The sequence below is a fragment of the Nocardioides epinepheli genome (genome assembly GCF_037936805.1).
Classification (GTDB): domain Bacteria; phylum Actinomycetota; class Actinomycetes; order Propionibacteriales; family Nocardioidaceae; genus Nocardioides.
Genome location: NZ_JBBMMC010000001.1, coordinates 684,925 through 702,104, shown reverse-complemented (window position 1 = coordinate 702,104; position 17,180 = coordinate 684,925). Strand labels below are relative to the sequence as shown.

General features: G+C 69.5%; 14 protein-coding genes. 11 read left to right on the top strand and 3 right to left on the bottom strand.

Annotated features, from left to right (window positions below):
- Positions 1–36: 36 nt before the first annotated feature.
- Positions 37–903, bottom strand: coding sequence for a class I SAM-dependent methyltransferase (locus WMR31_RS03285; protein ID WP_340537337.1), 867 nt, complete (start codon positions 901–903; stop codon positions 37–39).
- 213 nt (positions 904–1,116) lie between these two features.
- Here WMR31_RS03285 and WMR31_RS03280 point away from each other — a divergent pair, with 213 nt between their 5' ends.
- The gene (locus WMR31_RS03280; protein WP_340537336.1) at positions 1,117–2,268 is read left to right on the top strand and encodes a class F sortase; all 1,152 of its coding nucleotides are present in this window, start codon (positions 1,117–1,119) and stop codon (positions 2,266–2,268) included.
- A 433-nt stretch (positions 2,269–2,701) separates the two neighbouring features.
- Here the strand turns inward: WMR31_RS03280 and WMR31_RS03275 are convergent, their stop codons facing one another.
- Positions 2,702–3,748, bottom strand: a complete 1,047-nt coding sequence (locus tag WMR31_RS03275; protein WP_340537335.1) for a zinc-dependent dehydrogenase — start codon at positions 3,746–3,748, stop codon at positions 2,702–2,704.
- A 208-nt stretch (positions 3,749–3,956) separates the two neighbouring features.
- Here WMR31_RS03275 and WMR31_RS03270 point away from each other — a divergent pair, with 208 nt between their 5' ends.
- Positions 3,957–6,005 (top strand): PTS mannitol transporter subunit IICBA, encoded by a 2,049-nt coding sequence (locus tag WMR31_RS03270; RefSeq protein WP_340537334.1) that lies wholly within the window; start codon positions 3,957–3,959, stop codon positions 6,003–6,005.
- Between the two features lie 326 nt (positions 6,006–6,331).
- Here the strand turns inward: WMR31_RS03270 and WMR31_RS03265 are convergent, their stop codons facing one another.
- Positions 6,332–7,207, bottom strand: coding sequence for an IclR family transcriptional regulator (locus tag WMR31_RS03265; RefSeq protein ID WP_340537333.1), 876 nt, complete (start codon positions 7,205–7,207; stop codon positions 6,332–6,334).
- 239 nt (positions 7,208–7,446) lie between these two features.
- On the opposite strand from WMR31_RS03265, the gene kduI reads away from it, so the two are divergent.
- From kduI to WMR31_RS03220, 9 genes are all read left to right on the top strand, one after another.
- Positions 7,447–8,229, top strand: a complete 783-nt coding sequence (kduI, locus tag WMR31_RS03260; protein WP_340537332.1) for a 5-dehydro-4-deoxy-D-glucuronate isomerase — start codon at positions 7,447–7,449, stop codon at positions 8,227–8,229.
- Entirely contained in the window at positions 8,226–8,984 is a 759-nt protein-coding gene (gene kduD, locus WMR31_RS03255; RefSeq protein ID WP_340537331.1) for a 2-dehydro-3-deoxy-D-gluconate 5-dehydrogenase KduD, read from the top strand. The genes kduI and kduD overlap by 4 nt, the downstream gene beginning before the upstream one ends.
- Before the next feature lie 149 nt (positions 8,985–9,133).
- Positions 9,134–10,228, top strand: a complete 1,095-nt coding sequence (locus tag WMR31_RS03250; protein WP_340537330.1) for a sugar ABC transporter substrate-binding protein — start codon at positions 9,134–9,136, stop codon at positions 10,226–10,228.
- A 2-nt stretch (positions 10,229–10,230) separates the two neighbouring features.
- Positions 10,231–11,232 carry an ABC transporter permease gene (locus tag WMR31_RS03245; RefSeq protein WP_340537329.1) on the top strand — a complete coding sequence of 334 codons (1,002 nt, stop codon included), beginning with the start codon at positions 10,231–10,233 and terminating at the stop codon, positions 11,230–11,232.
- The gene (locus WMR31_RS03240; protein ID WP_340537328.1) at positions 11,229–12,785 is read left to right on the top strand and encodes a sugar ABC transporter ATP-binding protein; all 1,557 of its coding nucleotides are present in this window, start codon (positions 11,229–11,231) and stop codon (positions 12,783–12,785) included. The genes WMR31_RS03245 and WMR31_RS03240 overlap by 4 nt, the downstream gene beginning before the upstream one ends.
- A gap of 2 nt (positions 12,786–12,787) precedes the next feature.
- A complete protein-coding gene (locus WMR31_RS03235) occupies positions 12,788–13,780 on the top strand; it encodes an ABC transporter permease (RefSeq protein ID WP_340537327.1) in 993 nt (330 codons plus the stop codon).
- 82 nt (positions 13,781–13,862) lie between these two features.
- Positions 13,863–15,365 carry an aldehyde dehydrogenase family protein gene (locus WMR31_RS03230; protein ID WP_340537326.1) on the top strand — a complete coding sequence of 501 codons (1,503 nt, stop codon included), beginning with the start codon at positions 13,863–13,865 and terminating at the stop codon, positions 15,363–15,365.
- Positions 15,362–16,018 carry a bifunctional 4-hydroxy-2-oxoglutarate aldolase/2-dehydro-3-deoxy-phosphogluconate aldolase gene (gene eda, locus WMR31_RS03225; RefSeq protein ID WP_340537325.1) on the top strand — a complete coding sequence of 219 codons (657 nt, stop codon included), beginning with the start codon at positions 15,362–15,364 and terminating at the stop codon, positions 16,016–16,018. The genes WMR31_RS03230 and eda overlap by 4 nt, the downstream gene beginning before the upstream one ends.
- Complete coding sequence (locus WMR31_RS03220) at positions 16,015–17,112, top strand: sugar kinase (protein ID WP_340537324.1); 1,098 nt, start codon at positions 16,015–16,017, stop codon at positions 17,110–17,112. The genes eda and WMR31_RS03220 overlap by 4 nt, the downstream gene beginning before the upstream one ends.
- Positions 17,113–17,180: the final 68 nt, after the last annotated feature.

The following is a 17,180-nucleotide window of genomic DNA, read 5'->3' as shown; positions in this document are numbered from 1 at the left end:
AGGTAAGAGGCATCCTCGGTGCCATAGCCGGCGTTGTCAGGCCGGCGTTGCGGTCACGATCCACACCGCACCCGGGAAGCGCACGGAGCCGTCGACGGTCGAGGAGCGCAGATGGGCCCGCGACTCTTCGAGCAGGTCGGCCCAGCCACTCTCGCCGAGGGCCGGCGCGAGCGCCGACTGGGCGTGCGCCCCCGCAGGCGTTGCCAGGATCATGTCGAGACGCTCGTTGACGCCGTCGGTGGCGCCGGGCGCGCGACCATAGTCGACCTCGAAGTCGTACGCGGTGATGGTCGGCGGCGTCCATCCGGCCGCGGTGAGGATCGAGGTGATCCGGGCCGGATCACCGAGCGAGGTCGGACCGGGGGCATCCGGAGCAGCGGGGGGCGGCAAGGCGCCGATCCTCTCCAGTGCCTCGTTGATGAGCTCGCTGCCCGAGGTGAAGATCGGGTTCTCCTCGCGCGGGCGCCAACAGGCGAAGGCGAGGCGGCCGACTTCGCCCGTGGCCGCACCGATCCGGGTGAAGGCCACCACGGGATCGGCGAAGAACATCACGCCGAACCGTGAGATCACCCGATCGAACGGTCGCCCCGGCGCTGCGCTGACGAGGTCGGTCTCCTGGGCATCGGCGAGCAGCACGGTGGCATCGGGGACGCGGGCGCGCGCGGCGGCCACCATGGTGGCGGAGATGTCGATGCCGACCACCGCGGCGCCGTCGGCGACCGCAGCCGCCAGCAGGGTGCCCGACCCGCAGCCGACGTCGAGCACCCGGTCGCCCTCGGAGATCCCGGCCGCGGCGAGCAACGCGCGGGTCGCCGGTGCGAAGACCGCGTCGAAGACGGCCTCGTGCTTCACCCACCTCGTGCCGAGCGCCGTCCAGCTGGCGCGCATCTCCTCGTTGGTCATGCGACTCGCCTCCGGCCTGGTCCACCCGATCTGCAAGGGAGACCCGATGATGCCCTCGGGTGAGCCCAGCGCGGCAGACTCGATCGGGGTCTTGACACCGATACCTCGCGGAACCGCGGTCTGCCCCGGACGTCCTCGTACTTTCCGGACCATGTGGGCGGGGTCGGTCGGTGATCGAGTGGCGTCGGGGTCGCCGACCGGACGGAGCTGGGGATGAGACGCCACCGCGAGATCACCGCACGCGGCCGAATCGTGGGAGCCGTGGCGCTCGTGTGCCTCGTGACGGCGACGCTGGCCTCGGTCACGCGGTTCGCCCTGGCTGCGGGCTCGGGCGACCCGGGCGATGAGAAGAAGGTCTGGGTGTGCAAGTACGTCGGCAAGCCCGGTGTCGACGAACGCCTCAAGGAAGGAAAGAACCCGATCGAGGTGAGCATCGACGCCGTGGGAGCGGTGGGCAGCGTGTTTCCCGATGCACAGGGCCGGTCGTACGTGATCGCGATCTCGCACGGCGAGGCCGAGGGTCCGCAGTGCCCGGCCACCCCGCCGGGCGAGACGACCACGGAACCCACCGAGCCCGGGGACACCGAGACCCCCTGTGCCACTGAGACGCCCACCGAGACACCCACCGAGACCGAGGGACCCACCGAGTCGCCGACGCAGCCGGAGACGGAGGACCCCGCCGAGACCACGACCGGTCCTGCGACCCCGGGTGAGACCGCCACCGATCCGGCCACGCCGACCGGGATCGCCACGACCGACCCGAGCGACCCGACCGCGACGGACGGGACCGCCGAGCCGACGTCCACGACAGACGACTCGGCTTCGCCCCAGCCGCCGACGTCCACCGGCTCCTCCTGTCCCACCGGAAGCGCCGCGGGCCTGAAGAACACGGCTCCGGCCGGGGCGGACGCCGCGCTCGGGAGGGTGCCCGCCTCGACGGTGGAGATCCCAGCGGTCGGCATCCAGGCCCCGATCGGCATCGCGGCCGTGGTCGACGGGCTCCTGGAGCCTCCGGCCGATGCCGCGGCGGTCGGGCTCTGGGCCGGTGGGGCCGTACCCGGCAGCGCCTCGGGTCGATCGGTCCTGGTCGGCCACAGCCTCCGCCAGGGCGACGGCGCCTTCGACGAGATCGGGTCCCTGCGCAAGGGCGCGAAGATCTTCCTGCACCGGACCGACGGCCCGACGCTGCGCTACCGAGTCGCCTCGGTGCGCGTCCTCACCGACGCCGAGTTCGCGCACCGATCGGCGAGGATCCTCGGCTCCGGCGGCCGCCCCGGCCTCCTGCTGCTGACCTGCACCGGCTGGGACGGCACCGAGTACCGCGGCAATGTCGTCGTCACCGCCCACCCGACCGCCGGAGGTTGAGCAAGCGAGCGCCAGCGAGCGCCGACGAAACCCCGGCAACCGTCGCTGCCAGCGTCGGCGCTGTCGGGCTCGTTCCGCACCCTCTCGGCTTGCTCAACCTCCGGGGAGTGGCCTGCGGCCGGAGGTTGAGCAAGCGAGCGCCAGCGAGCGCCGACGAAACCCCGGCACCCGTCCTTGCCAGCGCTGGTGAGGTCGGTTGCGAGGTTTCGTCTGCGCTGTCGGGCTCGTTCCTCGCCGTCCGGCTTGCTCAACCTCCGGGGAGTGGCCTGCGGCCGGAGGTTGAGCAAGCGAGCGCAGCGAGCGCCGACGAAACCCCGGCAACCGTGCCTGCCAACGTTCCCGACGGAGGCCAACGGGGTTTCGTCGGCGGCCGACTGTCAGGCGGGCTCGTTCCTCGCCCTCCCGGCTTGCTCAACCTCCCCGTCGGGCGCCGCTACGGCTCGACGGTGACCTTGATGGCCTCGCCGTTGGCGACGATGTCGAACACGGACATGACGTCGTCGAGGGGGACGTGCCTGGTGATCAGGTCCTTGACCGGAACCTGGCCGGTGGAGATGTACTCCAGTGCCCGCTTGTTGTGGTCGGGGGAGGAGCCGTTGGCGCCGTGGACGTGGAGCTGGCGGTAGTGGATGAGGTTCGAGTCGGCCTTGATGAAGGGGTCGTTCTTCGGCAGGCCGCCGAAGAAGGAGATGCGGCCCTGGCGGGCGGCCATCGAGATCGCCTGCTCCTGGGTGATGTTCGCCGGGGTCGCGGTGATGATCACGTCGGCGCCGCGGCCGTCGGTGAGCTCCATGACCTTCGCGACGACGTCCTCGTTCGCGGAGTTGATGACGTGGTCGGGCTGGACGGCGTCGGCCGACATCTTCAGTCGCTCGTCGTTGATGTCGACCAGCACGATCGTGCCGGCCTTGTGGACGCCGCGGGCGATCCGGGTGTGCATGCAGCCGATCGGTCCGGCGCCGAAGACGACGACGAAGTCGCCCTCCTCGATGCCGAGCTGCTCTTGGGCATTGATCGCGCAGGCGAAGGGCTCGGCGGCCGAGGCCTCGTCGTAGCCGACGTTGTCGGGGATCCGGTTGAGGCCGTCGACCTTGAGCACCTGCTCGGGGACGATCATGTACTCGGCGAAGCCGCCGTCGTACTGGTATCCCACCGAGGTCTGGTTCTGGCAGACCTCCATCCAGCCCTTGCGGCACTCGTGACACTCACCGCACGGCACCGCGGCGATGCTCTGCACGCGGTCGCCGACCTTGAAGCCGCCCTTGGCGTTCTCGCCGACCTCGACGACCTCGCCGGCCACCTCGTGACCCAGCGTGGTCTCGCCGGTGATGTTGGGGTGACCGTTCTTCTTGATCTTGACGTCGGTGCCGCAGGTCGAGCAGTTCTTGACCTTGATCTTGACCTCGTCGGGTCCGCAGACCGGCTCGGGCACCTCGACCAGTCGTACGTCCTCGGGTGCGTAGAACCGCAGTGCCTTCATCGCTGTCTCCTGAGTCGCTATGGGGGTCGTCGGGTGCCACCGACCCTAGCCCATGAATGTTGATTTGTGCCCGCTCATGTTGGTTCAAGTTGCTTGACGGCCGAACAGGCGGGCAGATATAAAGGCAATCACAGATGCGGTGACTGTCGTCACAGCGCCGCGCCAGCCAGGGCCGTGGGGTGAACACGGTCCGGAGGGAAGGGCGAGCATGGCCACCACTCAGCAAGCGCCTCAGCACAACGAGGGCTCGACGAGCCTGCGGGTGCGGATCCAGAAGTTCGGCACGGCGATGTCGAACATGATCATGCCGAACATCCCGGCCCTGATCGCCTGGGGCCTGCTCACCGCGCTGTTCATCGACGTCGGCTGGCTGCCGAACGAGGAGCTCGCCTCCATGGTGGGCCCGGCGATCCACTACCTGCTGCCCATCCTGATCGGCGCCACCGGCGGTCGGATGATCTACGGCGACCGCGGCGCCGTCGTCGGCGCCTTCGCGACGATGGGCGTGATCGCAGGCTCCGACTGGCTGATCGCGCAGACCAACGCCGACGCTCTCGAGGCATGGCTTGCTGCCGGCAAGCCCGAGGCGGACTTCAGCGAGCTCGGCCAGGTCCACATGTTCATCGGCGCGATGATCATGGGTCCGCTCGCCGCGTGGGTGATGAAGAAGCTCGACTCCTTGTGGGACGGCAAGGTCAAGGCGGGCTTCGAGATGCTCGTCAACATGTTCTCGGCCGGCATCATCGCCTTCGCGATGGCCCTGGTCGGCTTCCTCGCCCTGGCGCCGCTGGTCAACGAGCTGATGGACGGCCTGAGCAACGTCGTGGAGTACCTGGTCGACAACAACCTGCTGCCGCTCACCTCGCTCCTCATCGAGCCGGCCAAGGTCTTCTTCCTCAACAACGCCATCAACCACGGCGTGCTCACCCCGCTCGGCCTCTCCGAGGCGGCCGAGTCCGGCAAGTCGGTGCTCTTCCTTCTCGAGGCCAACCCGGGCCCCGGCCTCGGGCTGCTGCTGGCGTTCACCTTCTTCGGCAAGGGCATCGCCAAGGCGACCGCGCCGGGCGCCGCGATCATCCACTTCTTCGGCGGCATCCACGAGATCTACTTCCCCTACGTGCTGATGAAGCCCAAGCTGCTCATCGCGATGGTCGCCGGCGGCATGACCGGCGTGGCCCTCAACGTCGCCTTCGACGTCGGCCTGCGTGCCCCGGCCGCGCCCGGCTCGATCTTCGCCGTCTACGCCCAGACCGCCAAGGACTCCTATGTGGGCGTGACGATCGCGGTCTTCGGCTCGGCCCTGGTGACCTTCATCGTCGCCGCGCTGCTGCTCAAGACCGACAAGGGCGACGACGGCGACCTGGCCGCCGCCACCGCACAGATGGAGGCCAACAAGGGCAAGAAGTCGTCGGTCGCCTCGGCGCTCACCGGCGCGGGCGGCACGGGCCCGATCAACCGGATCATCTTCGCCTGCGACGCCGGCATGGGCTCCTCGGCGATGGGCGCCTCGGTGCTGCGCAAGAAGATCAAGGACGCCGGCTTCGGCGAGGTGAGCGTCACCAACCTGGCGATCGCCAACCTCAAGGACGACGTCGACCTGGTCGTCACCCACGAGGACCTCACCGCGCGTGCCGAGCAGCGCACGCCGTCCGCGGCCCACGTGTCGGTGGAGAACTTCATGAACAGCCCGCGCTACGACGAGATCGTCGAGCTGGTGCGCGAGCGCAACGGCGGCGGTGCTGCCTCGAGCAGCGCATCCGGAGGCGGAGCGCACGCGGCCACCCCTGCGGAGCCGGCGACCGACGCCTCCGACGGCGGAGCCGACCTGCTGCCCGAGGGCGCCCTGCTGCTCGACGTCGGGAAGGAGTCGCGCGACGCGGCGATCACCCGGGCCGGCGAGCTGTTGGTCGCCGCGGGCGCGGCCGACCAGGCCTACGCCGACGCGATGCACACTCGCGAGGAGTCGGTGTCCACCTACATGGGCAACCTGCTCGCCATCCCGCACGGCACCAACGACGCCAAGAGCGGCGTGAGCCGGACGGCGATCACCTTCGTGCGCTACGCCGAGCCGATCGACTGGAAGGGCAAGGAGGTGCGCTTCGTCATCGGCATCGCCTCGGCCGGGAACGAGCACCTGAAGCTCCTGGCGAAGATCGCCACGATCTTCACCGACCCCGACCAGGTCGCCCGGCTCGAGGCGGCCACGACTGAGGCCGAGGTCCGCGAGATTCTCGGCGCCCTCCAGCCGGCCCAGTAACCCGGTAGGACTTGCCGAGCCGCGGTCTGGGGGGCCGGAGCTCGGTAGCCCTGAGGGGCAACTCTCCCCACGCAAGTGATCCGCGGGGCCTTCGGGCTCCGCGGATCACGTGTCTCCGGAGACGCCCGGGGTCCGTGCCCGCGTTGGCCGGGGGCCGCTCGCCACGCCGGAGGTTGAGCAAGCGAGCGCCAGTGAGCGCTGTCGAAACCCCGGCAACGCTCCGTGCCAGCGTTCGGTGGGAGGCTTGCGAGGTTTTCGTCGGCCGGTCGGGCTCGTTCTTCGCGCTCCGGCTTGCTCAACCTCTGAGTGTGGGCAGGTACTGCGACCTACCGCACCAGGCTGTTGTCGTAGACCGACTCCACGCGGGCCTTGACGCTGAGCAGCGTCTCGATGATCAGGTCCTCGCGGCCGCCGACCAGGCGGCTGATCGGGACCGCCACGCTGAGCGCGTCGCGCGTGGTGCGCGAGAACGGTAGGGAGACGCCGAAGCAGCGAACCCCGAGGCAGGACTCCTCACTCTCGACCGCGTAGCCCTGCTCGTGCGCCTGGGCGATGATCGCGAGGACGGCGTCCTTGTTGGTCGTCGTGTGGCTGGTGATCGCAGAGATCTCCTCAGGCACGAGAGCGCTGCGTTCGGCGGGGGCCAGGTCGGCCAGCACCGCGCGGCCGAGGGACGTCGAGTAGGCCGGCAGCCGGCGTCCGACGGCCGAGTGCATCCGCAGCGGGTGCACCGACTCTCGTTTGGCGGTGTAGATGACGTTGGCGCCATCGAGGCGACCGAGGTGGACGGTCTCCTCGGTGGCGGCCGCGACCTCGTCGAGCACGGTGGCGGCCCGGGCGAGGACGGGATCGCCGTCGAGATAGGCCGAGCTCACCACGAGCGAGTGGATGCCGAGCATGTAGACACTGCCGGTGGGATCGGTGTCGAGCCAGCCGCGGTCGGTCATGGTGCGCAGGAGCGCGTGCAGGCTGCTCTTGGGGATCTTGAGCCGGGTGGAGAGCTGCAGCTGCGTTCCGGGGCCGTGGGCGGCGATCTCATCGAGCAGATCGAGGGCCCGGGCGGCCGATTTCACAGGTCCCGCGGGGGAGTGGCCGGTCTCGGTGCTCGCCCCGCCGACCGTCGTCCTGGGCGAGCCCGTGCTGTCGGCCGGGTTGTCGGTGGCGGTACTCCCCGCCCCGGTCACCGTTTTCTGAATCGTCATCCGAGAGGCCTCCTGATCAAGACAAGCGGGGGGTCGGTACCCACGGTACGACGCCCCGGATGGGTAGCGCCTCGGGCGTTTGACAACAGTGTACTGCAGTTCGCATACGTGGACTAGTTTCGAACTCTTGACCAGTGATCGGGGTCACGTGTACGGTCCAGTTCACATAGCCGAACGTAGTTCATGACCGAGGAGTGTTTCAGTTGATCAAGGTCCGATATTCCACCGCCCCAACGAGCGTGGAGACAGCATGCACCGCGGACCTCAAGGCTGACTATCTCATCGAGGATCTGTTCGTTCCGGGCGATGTGAACGGTGTCTACACCCACGACGACCGCCTCGTCGTCGGCGGCGCCGTCCCGAGCGCCGGCCCGCTCGAGCTTCCCGCGTGGACCGACGTCCTCGGTGTCGACTCCCACCTGGAGCGTCGCGAGCTCGGCATCATCAACGTCGCCGACTCCGGTCACGTGATCGTCGACGGCGAGAAGTTCGAGCTCGGGCACCTCGACGGCCTCTACGTCGCGCGCGGCAGCGAGGTCACCTTCGACGGCGAGGACGCTGCCTTCTACTTCGTGTCGGCGCCGGCCCACGCCACCTACACGACCACGCTCCTCGAGCGCAGCAAGGTCGAGCCGGTCGAGCTCGGCTCGCCCGAGGCCGCCAACGAGCGCAGCCTGTACCGCTACGTGTGGGGCCAGGACGTCGAGTCCGCCGCGCTCCAGATCGGGATGACGGTCATCGCCGACGGATCGGTGTGGAACACCTTCCCGCCGCATCTGCACGACCGTCGTACCGAGGTCTACCTCTATCTCGACCTCGACGAGAACGACCGCGTCTTCCACTTCCTCGGCCAGCCCGGCGCGACCCGCCACCTGGTCGTGAAGGACAAGCAGGCCGTGATCTCCCCGCCGTGGTCGATCCACAGCGGTGCCGGCACCGGCTCCTACGCCTTCGTGTGGGCCATGACCGGAGAGAACAACGCCTACACCGATCTCGCACCCGTCGCCCTGGAGGACCTGTGAGCACCTCGCCCTTCGACCTGAGCGGCAAGACCGCCGTCGTCACCGGAGCCGGCCGCGGTCTGGGCCAGGGCGTCGCCCGCGGTCTGGCGGACGCCGGCGCCGACCTGATCCTGGTCGGCCTGCCCGGCAGCCAGGACGAGTCGGCCAAGCAGATCGCCGATCTCGGCCGTCAGGTCCAGGTCGTCGACCTCGACGTCTCCGACCACGACGCCGTCGCGCGGGTCGGTGCCGACCTCGTCACCGGCGGGCAGATCGACATCCTCGTCAACAACGCCGGCATCATCGAGCGCGAGGACACCGTCGACCTCGGCGCCGACTCGTGGAACCGGGTCATCGACATCAACCTGACCGGACTGTTCCTCCTCACCCAGGCGCTCGGCCGGCCGATGGTCGAGCGCGGCGCCGGCAAGATCGTCAGCATCGCCAGCCTGCTCGCCTTCCAGGGCGGCATCCGGGTCATCTCCTACACCGCCGCCAAGCACGGCGTCGCCGGCATCACCAAAGCCCTCGCCAACGAGTGGGGTCCGCTCGGCGTGCAGGTCAACGCCATCGCCCCCGGCTATATGGCCACCGACAACACCGCTCCGCTGCGCGCCGACGCCGACCGGGCCCAGGCGATCCTCGAGCGGATCCCGGCCGGTCGCTGGGGCACGCCCGAGGACATCGCAGGCGCCGCGGTGTTCCTCAGCTCTCCCGCCGCCGACTACGTCAACGGTCACGTGCTGGTCGTCGACGGCGGCTGGATGGCCCGCTGAGTCCCCGTCCGTCTCGGACCTGAATCCCCCGCAGTGCAGTAACCGCAGCTCCACCAGCAGTGCCGCACCACCTGCAGTACCCGCACCACCTTCCCGACCTCTCGGATCATCCCGCCGGACTTCCTGGCACCAAGAAAGAGGAAATGACAATGAAGTTGAAGTCACGTCCCGCCGCAGCGCTGATCAGCCTGTCGCTGGCTGCCGTCGCCCTGGCGGGTTGCAGCGAGGAGGCCTCCGGGGGCGGCAACGGCGGGAGCGGGGACGGTGACTCCGCGGCCTGCGCCAAGGAGGACGTGCAGCTCCTCGGCCAGGTCCGCAACGAGTCCAACCCCTACGAGGCGGCCTGGCTCGACGGCGGCGACGCCTTCGCCGAGTCGGTCGGTCTCGAGCAGGAGCGCCTCACCTACGACGGCGACTCCACCAAGCAGCAGGACCAGATCACCCAGCGCCTGGCCGGCGACACCAAGTGCCTGGTCATGAACATCCTCCCCAACGGCGACTCCGACACCCCGCCGATCGTGGAGGGCGCCGAGGCCGCCGGTGTCTACACCGTCACCCAGTGGAACAAGCCGGCCGACATGAACGTCGCCGACTACGACTACTGGATCAGTCACATCACCTACGACGGCGTCGAGTCGGGCAAGCAGATCGGGGACGCGCTGGCCGAGGCGATCGGCGGCGAGGGCGGCATCATTGCGCTGCAGGGCGTCCTCGACACCGCGGCGGCCAAGGACCGGTTCGCCGGCCTGGAGGCCTCGCTGGAGGAGAACTCCGGCGTCGAGCTGCTCGACCAGCAGACCGCGAACTTCTCCCGCGACGAGGCGCTGACGGTCACCAAGACCCTGCTCTCCAAGCACGGCGACAAGGTCAAGGGCATCTGGACCGCCAACGACGACATGGCGCTCGGTGCTCTGGAGGCGCTCAAGCAGGCCGGTCGCACCGACGTCGCCGTCGTCGGCATCGACGCCGTGCCCGACGCGCTCAGCGCGATCGAGGACGGCACGATGACCGCCACCGTGTCCAGCGACGGCCCCTGGCAGGGCGGCGTCGGCCTGGCGATCGGCTACTGCGTCGCCATCGGCGAGCTCAAGGTCGAGGACATCGCCGATGAGGACCGCGCGTTCTACGCCGAGCAGTTCCTGATCAACAAGGACAACGTCGCCGACTTCTCCACCCCGGAGACCGACCCGGCCGACTTCGAGTGCGACAACGTGTTCAACCGCGCAGTGGGTCCCATCTCGTGACCATGACATCCCCCGCCGAGGACGTCGTCGCGGCGCGCCCCCAGCCTCGGCGGGGGGTGTCCCTCGCTGACGCCGGGCCACCCATCGCGCTCGTCGTCATCTTCTTGTTCTTCGCTGTGGTCAACACCCAGTTCCGCAGCCTCACGAACATGCAGAACATGCTGGACACCGCGGCCGTGCTGGCCGTGGTGACCTGCGGCATCTCGTTCGTGTTGATGATGGGGTCGATCGACCTCTCCGTTCCCGGCGTCATGGGCGCCTCCGCGATCGCGGTGGCGCTCCTGGTCGCCAACAATCGCAATGACAACGACCTCGGCCTGATCGGGATCCTGATCGCCATCGGCCTGGGCGCCGCCATGGGAGCACTGAGCGGTCTGACGCTGGTGTTCTTGAAGGTGCCCTCCTTCATGACCACCCTCGGGATGTCGGCGGTCGGCCTCGGTGTGGCGACCTTGATGTTCAACGGCGTCCAGCCCAACATCACCGACGAGTTCCTCCAGGGCTGGGCCGTCAACCGGTTCCTCGGCCTCTCCTATCTCACCTGGATCGCCATCGGCTGCATCGCGATCGGCTACCTGATCCAGCGCTTCACCCGTCTCGGCCGCTACGCCTACGCGATCGGCGGCGCCGAGGAGGTCCTCGCTCTCTCCGGAGTGAACGTCAAGCCCTACAAGATCGCGGTCTTCGCCCTCGCCGGCGCCTTCTACGGCCTCGGCGGCGTGATGGTGACCAGCCAGCTCGGCGCCGGGCTGGTCCAAGCCGGCGACGGCTACGACTTCTCCGCCATCACCGCCGCCGTCGTCGGCGGCACCCTGCTCACCGGCGGCCGCGGCGGCGTGCTCCACTCCGCCGTCGGCGTGCTGCTCACCGTGGTCCTCACCAACGGCCTGGTCCAGGTCGGGGTGAACCTCTACTGGCAGGGCGGCGTGCAGGGTCTCATCGTCGTGGTCGCGGTCGCCGCCGCGGTCATCCCGCAACGTCGCAGGAACCAGGTGGTCAAGTGAGCGTCGAGATGGACAAGCAGCCAGCCGAGCACGCCGCGACCGTGCCCGCGCTGGAGGTGCGCGGCCTCGTCAAGCACTACCCCGGCGTCAAGGCGCTCGACGGCGTCGACTTCCACGTCAAGCAGAACGAGGTGCTCGGGCTCGCCGGAGAGAACGGCGCCGGCAAGTCGACCCTGCTCAAGGCGCTGGTGGGCCTCGTCAAGCCCGACGCCGGCGAGATCTACGTGCGCGGAGAGAAGGTGCGCCTGCGCAGCGTGGTCGACGCCGCCAACCACGGCATCGGGATGGTCTTCCAGGAGCAGTCCCTGGTGCCCAACCTCACCGCCGCCGAGAACATCGTGCTCGGCAGCGAGGGGGCCGGCGTGCGCGCCGGCACCTACCGCTGGGGGACGATGCGCAAGCTCGCCCAGGAGCAGCTGGACAAGATCGGCTCCCACATCGACCCGCTGGCGCGCACCGACACCCTCAGCTTCGCCGACCGGCAGATGGTCGAGATCGCGAAGGTGCTGCGGATCGAGCAGCGCACGAACGTGGCGCCGGTGATCATCCTCGACGAGCCGACCTCGGTGCTCGAGTCCGGCGAGGTCGAGACCCTGTTCAAGCAGATCCGCCGGCTGCGCGAGTTCGCCTCGGTCATCTTCGTCTCCCACCGCCTCGACGAGGTCCTCGACGTCTGCGACCGGGTCGCGGTCCTCCGCGGAGGCCAGTCGGTCGGCGAGGTCCCCACCGCAGGTGCGGTGCCCGGCGATCTGCACAAGATGATGATCGGCTCGACCGGCTCCGACGACCACTACCACGAGGGCCTCGCCGAGACGGTGGAGAAGCCCGAGACCCGGCTCAAGGTCCGCGGCCTGAGCGGCAAGACCTTCCGCGACGTCGAGTTCGACATCGCCGGCGGGGAGATCCTCGCCATCGTCGGCGTCCACGGCTCCGGCCGCGAGGACGTGTGCCGCGCGCTGTTCGGCGCCGAGCCCGTCGCTTCCGGCGAGGTAACCCTCGACGGCAAGAGGCTCGACCTGTCCGGCACCCGCGCCGCCTGCGGCGCCGGCGTCGGCTACGTGCCGGCCGAGCGCAAGATCGAGGGCATGGTCGGTCCGATGTCGGTCGCCGACAACATGACGCTCACCAAGCAGAAGTCCCGTTGCTCCGGACCGCTCGTGGCGCCCAAGAAGCAGGCGAAGCTGGTCGACGGCTGGATCGAGCGCCTCAAGATCCGCACCCCGAACCGGGGCACCCAGATCCAACGGCTCTCCGGCGGCAACCAGCAGAAGGTCGTGCTCGCCCGCTGGCTGGTCAGCGGCGACATCCGGCTCCTCCTGCTCGACCACCCGACCCGAGGCCTCGACATCGGCGCCCGCTCCGAGGTCTACCGGCTCATGCGGGAGCTCGCCAACACCGGCGTCGCCACCGTGCTGCTCGCCGACAGCCTCGAAGAGGCGATCGGTATGGCCGACCGGATCGTCGTGATGAGCGATGGCCGGATCGTCTCCGAGATGGCCTGCCCCAATGGGAACAAGCCGACCCCCCTCGACCTCGTCAAGGAGATGGTCTGATCATGGCCACCCCCGTTGTGACTGCCCCTCCCTCCGAGGCAGCGATCCAGCGCGGTCCGACGCTGCGCCAGCGGGTCACCAACTTCATGCCCGTGATCGCGCTGGTGGCCATCATCGCCGCGCTCAGCATCAAGGACCCGGGCTTCTTCACCCAGAGCAATCTCACCGCGGCCTCCAAGACCGCGGCACCGCTCATCGTGCTCGCTGCCGGCGCCACCCTCGTGGTGCTGTGCGGCGGTATCGACCTCTCGATCGCGGCTATGTGCTCGCTCTCGACGGTCCTGCTCGCGATGTGGGTGCCCGACCTCGGGGCCGCGTCGGTGCCGGCGGTGATCCTCGCCGCCGGGGTGATCGGTGCCGTGCAGGGGGTGGTGCACGTGGTGCTCCGGATCCCCTCCTTCATCGTCACCCTCGGTGGGATGAGCATCTTCTCCGCGATCGCACTGGTCATCTCCGACGCGGGCCCGATCCGCCTGGTCGATCGCGACCTGCTGAACTGGCTCAACCTCTACGTCGGCGGCTACATCCCGATGTCCTTCGCGCTGGCGCTCATCGTCGTCGCCATCCTGACGCTGATCATCAAGCTGACGCCGATCCAGAGTTGGATCTCGGCCATCGGCTACTCCGAGTCGGCGGCGCGCCTGGCGGGCTCGCCGGTCGACTTCGTCAAGATCGGAGCTTTCACCGTCTCCGGTGCCTGCGCCGGACTCGCCGCCGTCATGCTGGTCTCCCGCAACTTCAGCGGCAGCCCGACCATGGCCGACAACCTGCTGCTCCCGGCGGTCGCCGCGATCGTCGTCGGGGGCACCGCCATCACCGGCGGCCACGGCAGCATGTGGCGAAGCGTGGCCGGTGCTCTCGTCGTGACGCTGCTGCGCGTCGGCCTGCCGATCGTGGGCGTGCCCTCGGCGTACGAGCAGATCCTCTACGGCGCGATCATCGTGATCGCCGTCGCCCTGACCCTCGACCGCTCGAAGGTGCTGATCATCAAGTAGGACGCCCACTGACCTCATCCGCATCACTCGTTCCTCCGTGGGCCATCGGTCCACATCCGCTGCCAGAACTGGAAGGCCATTCATGACCGTCACCTACGACCGCGCCGAGCTCCTCCCCGCCGTGCGCGAGTTCCTCTCCTCCCCGAAGAAGCTCCTCATCGACGGCGAGTGGGTCGACGCCGCCGACGGCAAGACGTTCGAGACGCTCAACCCGGCCACCGAGGAGGTGCTGGCCGTCGTCGCGCAGGGTTCCGCTGCTGACGCGGACCGCGCCGTCAAGGCCGCCCGCAAGGCCTTCGAGCCCGGCTCGCCGTGGTCGAAGTTCACCCCGCGCGAGCGCTCCCACCTGCTGTGGCGCATCGGCGACCTCATCGAGGAGCACGCCGACGAGTTCGCCCAACTCGAAGCGCTCGACAACGGCAAGCGCGTCGAGGCCGCCCGCGACGGCGACGTCGCCACCGCGGCCGAGCTCTTCCGCTACTTCGCCGGCTGGGCCACCAAGATGGAGGGCACCTCGATCCCGATGTCGGTGCCCGGCCGCGACTTCCACGCCTACACCCGCCGCGAGCCGCTCGGCGTCGTGGCCGGCATCGTGCCGTGGAACTTCCCGCTGCTGATGGCCGCGTTCAAGATCGTGCCGGCCATCACCGCCGGCAATACCGTCGTCCTCAAGCCGGCCGAGCAGACCCCGCTCACCGCGCTGCGCCTGGGCCAGCTGCTCCTCGACGCCGGCCTGCCCGCCGGTGTCGTCAACGTGCTGCCCGGCTTCGGCGACGCGGGTGCCGCTCTGGTCGACCACCCGGGGGTCGACAAGGTGGCCTTCACCGGCTCCACCGAGGTCGGCAAGAAGATCGCCGCGGGCGCGGCGGGCAACCTGAAGAAGGTCTCGCTCGAGCTGGGCGGCAAGGCGCCCAACATCATCTTCGCCGACGCCGACATCGACGCCGCGATCGCCGGCGCCGTCCTCGGCGGCTACTTCAACGAGGGCCAGTGCTGCGTCAACGGCTCGCGCCTCTACGTCCAGCGCGAGGTCTTCGACCAGGTGATCGAGGGCGTGGCCGCGGCCGCCCGCGCGATCACCCCCGGTGACGGCTTCGCCGCCGACTCCACCATGGGCCCGCTGGTCTCCAAGGAGCAGCACGACAAGGTGCTCGGCTACATCCGCAGCGCCGTCGCCGACGGCGCGACGATCAGCGCCGGCAGCGCCGACGCTCCGTTCGAGCAGGGCTACTTCGTCAACCCGACCCTCATCACCGGCGTCACCGAGGACATGGCCGTCCAGACCGACGAGATCTTCGGCCCGGTCGTCACCGCGATCCCCTTCGACACCGAGGACGAGGTCGTCGCCGCCGCCAACAACACCGTCTACGGCCTCGCGGCCGGTGTCTGGTCGCGCGACCTCGGGACTGCGCACCGCGTTGCCGGCAAGTTGCGTGCCGGAACCGTGTGGGTCAACACCTGGCACGCCGACGACGTGACGCTGCCGCGCGGCGGCTTCAAGCAGTCCGGTTGGGGTCGCGAGCTCGGCTCGTTCGGTCTGGACGACTACACCGAGCTCAAGACCGTCATCGCCGAGCTTCGATGAGCGCACCCGACGTTCTCGACCAGTTGCTGGGTGGTCACCGCGTCGTCCCGGTCGTCGTCTTCGACGACGCCGCCCGGGCCGACGACCTCGGTGCCGCCATGGTCGCCGGCGGCCTCCCGGTCGCAGAGGTCACCTTCCGCACCCCCGAGGCCGGCGCCGTCCTACGTGCGCTGGCCGCGCGGGGCGACCTGATCGTCGGTGCCGGCACCGTCATCACCGCCGCCCAGGTCGACCAGGCGAAGGAGGCTGGCGCCACCTTCGTGGTCTCGCCCGGCCTGAGCGCCTCGGTGGTGCGCCGGTGCCAGGAGGTCGGCCTTCCGGTGCTGCCCGGGGTGTGCACGGCCTCGGAGATCATCGCCGCACTCGACCTCGGGGTCGACGTCGTCAAGTTCTTCCCGGCCGAGGCCTATGGCGGCCTGGGCACCATCAAGGCCCTGGCGGCGGCGTTCCCGCAGGTGCGCTTCGTGCCGACCGGCGGGATCACCGCCGCGAGTGCGCCGTCCTATCTCGCCCACCCGGCGATCGCCGCGCTCGGCGGTACCTGGATGGTCGCGCCCGATCTGCTCGCGGCAGGGGAGTGGGACGAGGTGACGGCCCGCTGCGCGGCAGCGGTCGCTCTGTACAAGCCCGTATTAGAAGGAGTGAGTTCGTGATCGAGACCCGTCCCGCGGACGAGTGCGAGTTCGACATCGTGGCGCTCGGCGAGGTGATGCTGCGCCTCGACCCGGGCGACACCCGGATCCGCACCGCTCGGCGGTTCGAGGCCTGGGAGGGCGGCGGGGAGTACAACGTCGCCCGCGGCATGCGGAAGGTGTTCGGCAAGCGCGCCGGGGTGGTCACCGCCCTGGCCGACAACGAGGTGGGCCATCTCGTCGAGAACCTCATCATGCAGGGTGGCGTCGACACCTCGATGATCCGCTGGGAGAAGTTCGACGGCATCGGGCGCTCGGTGCGCAACGGCCTGAACTTCACCGAGCGGGGCTTCGGCGTCCGAGGCGCGCTCGGGGTCTCCGATCGCGCCAACACCGCCATCAGCCAGCTCGCCCCCGGCACCATCGACTGGGACGACCTCTTCGGACGTCGCGGGGTCCGGTGGCTCCACACTGGCGGCATCTATGCGGCCCTGTCGGAGAACGCCGCCGCCGTCGCCGAGGAGGCGATGGCGGCCGCGCAGAAGCACGGCACCGTCGTCTCGTTCGACCTCAACTACCGGCCGAGCCTGTGGGGCGCGATCGGTGGGCAGGAGTTCGCGCGCGACGTGAACACCCGGCTGGCCGGTCACGTCGACGTGATGATCGGCAACGAGGAGGACTTCACCGCCGCCCTCGGCTTCGAGGTCGCCCATGTCGATGAGAACCTCAGCGCGCTGCCGATGGACAGCTTCGAGGCGATGGTCGGCACGGTCGCGGAGAAGATGCCCTGGTTCAAGGTCATCGCCACGACCCTGCGGACGGTCCATACCGCCAGCGACAACGACTGGCAGGCGATCGCGTGGTCGCCTGCCACCGGGGTGCTGTCGTCGGTCGCCCGCGACCATCTCGACATCTTCGACCGGGTCGGCGGCGGCGACGGCTTCGCCTCCGGCCTCGTCTACGGCCTGATGGAGGGCGAGGACCTCCAGCAGGCCCTCGAGTTCGGCGCCGCCCACGGCGCCCTGGCGATGACCACACCTGGCGACACGTCGATGGTGACCGCAGAGGAGGTCCGCTCGCTGGCCGGCGGCGGCAGCGCCCGAGTGCGCCGCTGACCCCGGCTCGCCCCTACTCGACCCGCCATCTCTCGGTGACCCGTCAGCCATAGCTGACGGGTCACCGG